The 2943-nt window shown below is 53.3% G+C and carries 1 tRNA gene and 2 rRNA genes (1 of these 3 cut by a window edge); all 3 read right to left on the bottom strand.

Going from position 1 to position 2943, the window contains the following annotated elements:
- Positions 1-139: 139 nt before the first annotated feature.
- A tRNA-Met gene (locus AKV04_RS25255) sits at positions 140-216 on the bottom strand.
- A 91-nt stretch (positions 217-307) separates the two neighbouring features.
- Positions 308-422 (bottom strand): 5S ribosomal RNA (rrf, locus tag AKV04_RS25250).
- A gap of 247 nt (positions 423-669) precedes the next feature.
- Positions 670-2943 (bottom strand): 23S ribosomal RNA (locus AKV04_RS25245); it runs 567 nt beyond the window's last position.

The raw sequence follows: 2943 nt of genomic DNA, 5'->3' as shown, positions 1-2943 counted from the left end.
GTAACGGTTTTCGACGGCCCGGAAGGCCTGACGCTGGATCTGGAAGGCGCTCTGACGGCGATGATTGGCTTGGCGCAGAACGCAAAAAGCCCGCTGGAAAGCGGGCTGGACGTTCGAGCGATTGCTGGTTCGGTAAAAGTGGTTGCGGGGACAGGATTTGAACCTGTGACCTTCAGGTTATGAGCCTGACGAGCTACCGGGCTGCTCCACCCCGCGACGGTCGTTCCCGTTGGTGGTGTGGGAACGTGGTCTCAGCTGGTTTTGTGCTGAGGGCTTGCTATCGTATTGAGAGGTTGTTTCTTGTTAGGTTTGGCGGTGACCTACTCTCCCACGTCTTAAGACGCAGTACCATTGGCGCGACGGCACTTAACGGCCGAGTTCGGGATGGGATCGGGTGTTTTGCTCGTGCTATGTCCACCAAACCAAAAAAGAAACAAGCTGTGCGGGAAGGCGGATCGCGGTGTTGGAGTTGATCCAGAACCGCGATGGGCCTTCTTCGCATAGCAAACATCAGTATGTGATCTTTATCCTGCTCATGCAGGGTTTCAGATCATCAGATTGTTCCAAATCTAGGCTGCTTTCGCAGCGTATGTGCGCTTTTGACATGTCATTTTCTTTGACATTACGACCCAGAAGCTTTGGTTATCACTAACCTTGCTGTTACTGGATCAAATCAAGCCTATCGAGCAATTAGTACCAGTCAGCTGAAAGCATTACTGCTCTTACACCTCTGGCCTATCGACGTGGTGGTCTTCCACGGCTCTCAAGGGAGACCTTGTTTTGAAGGGGGCTTCCCGCTTAGATGCCTTCAGCGGTTATCCTGTCCGAACATAGCTACCCAGCACTACCGTTGGCACGATAACTGGTCCACCAGTGGTCCGTTCACCCCGGTCCTCTCGTACTAGGGGCAACTCTTCTCAAGTCTCCTACACCCACGGCAGATAGGGACCGAACTGTCTCACGACGTTCTAAACCCAGCTCACGTACCTCTTTAAATGGCGAACAGCCATACCCTTGGGACCTGCTCCAGCCCCAGGATGAGATGAGCCGACATCGAGGTGCCAAACGATGCCGTCGATATGGACTCTTGGGCATCATCAGCCTGTTATCCCCAGCGTACCTTTTATCCGTTGAGCGATGGCCCTCCCACTTGGGACCACCGGATCACTATGACCGACTTTCGTCTCTGCTCGACTTGTCAGTCTTGCAGTCAGGCAGGCTTATGCCATTGCACTCAACGACCGATTTCCGACCGGTCTGAGCCTACCTTCGCGCGCCTCCGTTACAATTTGGGAGGCGACCGCCCCAGTCAAACTCCCCACCATGCAGGGTCCCGGACCCGGATAACGGGCCGCGGTTAGATATCAAGATGGCGAAGGGTGGTATCTCAAGGGAGGCTCCACGAAGACTAGCGTCCCCGCTTCGATGCCTACCACCTATCCTGCACATCACAATCCTGATACCAGTGCAAAGCTGGAGTAAAGGTGCATGGGGTCTTTCCGTCTAACCGCGGGTAGTGTGCATCTTGACACACAGTTCAATTTCGCTGAGTCCACATTTGAGACAGCGGGGAGATCGTTACGCCATTCGTGCAGGTCGGAACTTACCCGACAAGGAATTTCGCTACCTTAGGACCGTTATAGTTACGGCCGCCGTTTACTGGGACTTCAATTCAGAGCTTGCACCCCTCCTCTTAATCTTCCAGCACCGGGCAGGCGTCAGACTGTATACGTCGCCTTACGGCTTCGCACAGCCCTGTGTTTTAAGTAAACAGTCGCCACCCCCTAGTTTGTGCCCCCTACCTCTACTTGCGTAAAAATAGGGCCTCCTTCTCGCGAACTTACGGAGGCATTTTGCCGAGTTCCTTAAATGTGGTTCTCTCAAGCGCCTTGGTATACTCTACCAATCCACCTGTGTCGGTTTAGGGTACGGTCTGATGGAGGGCTATTTCCTGGAACCTCTAAGCAGCCCACCCAATCCGATAAGGGCAAACTACAGTCGAGATCCGTCACTTCCTCCTGGCCCACGAATATTAACGTGGTTCCCATCGACTACGCCTTTCGGCCTCGCCTTAGGGGCCGGCTTACCCTGCTCAGATTAGCTTTAAGCAGGAACCCTTGGATTTTCGGCGAGAGGGTCTCTCACCCTCTTTATCGCTACTCATGTCAACATTCTCGCTTCTGATCTCTCCACCGGATGCCTTACAGCCCGGCTTCACAGAAAGCACATTGTGTACGCTGCATTCAGTAAACCGAATGCAAATACACAGCGTCCTATATCACAGAACGCTCCGCTACCACGCATATTGCTATGCATCCTGAGCTTCGGCTCGTGGTTTGAGCCCCGTTACATCTTCGCCGCAGGACAGCTTATCTAGACCAGTGAGCTGTTACGCTATCTTTAAATGATGGCTGCTTCTAAGCCAACATCCTGGTTGTTTTGGCCGTCCCACATGCTTTCCCACTTAACCACGAATTAGGGGCCTTAGCTGCAGGTCAGGGTTGTTTCCCTCTTCACACCGGACGTTAGCACCCGATGTGTGTCTCCCGGATAGTACTCATCGGTATTCGGAGTTTGCTTAGGCTCAGTAAGGCTGTGGGCCCCCATCACCCATGCAGTGCTCTACCCCCAATGGTATTCGTCCGAGGCGCTACCTAAATAGCTTTCGCGGAGAACCAGCTATCTCCAGGTTTGATTAGCCTTTCACCCCTAGCCACAAGTCATCCGGACCCTTTTCAACGGGTGTCGGTTCGGACCTCCAGTTGGTGTTACCCAACCTTCATCCTGCTCATGGCTAGATCACCTGGTTTCGGGTCTAATCCCACAAACTCATGCGCCCTTTTAAGACTCGGTTTCCCTGCGCCTACACCTAGCGGCTTAAGCTTGCTTGTGAGACTAAGTCGTTGACCCATTATACAAAAGGTACGCCGTCAGGACTCATGG

The sequence above is a fragment of the Cypionkella psychrotolerans genome, from assembly GCF_001294535.1.
In the GTDB taxonomy this organism is placed as follows: Bacteria; Pseudomonadota; Alphaproteobacteria; order Rhodobacterales; family Rhodobacteraceae; genus Cypionkella; species Cypionkella psychrotolerans.
This window is presented reverse-complemented; position numbering and strand designations above follow the sequence as displayed.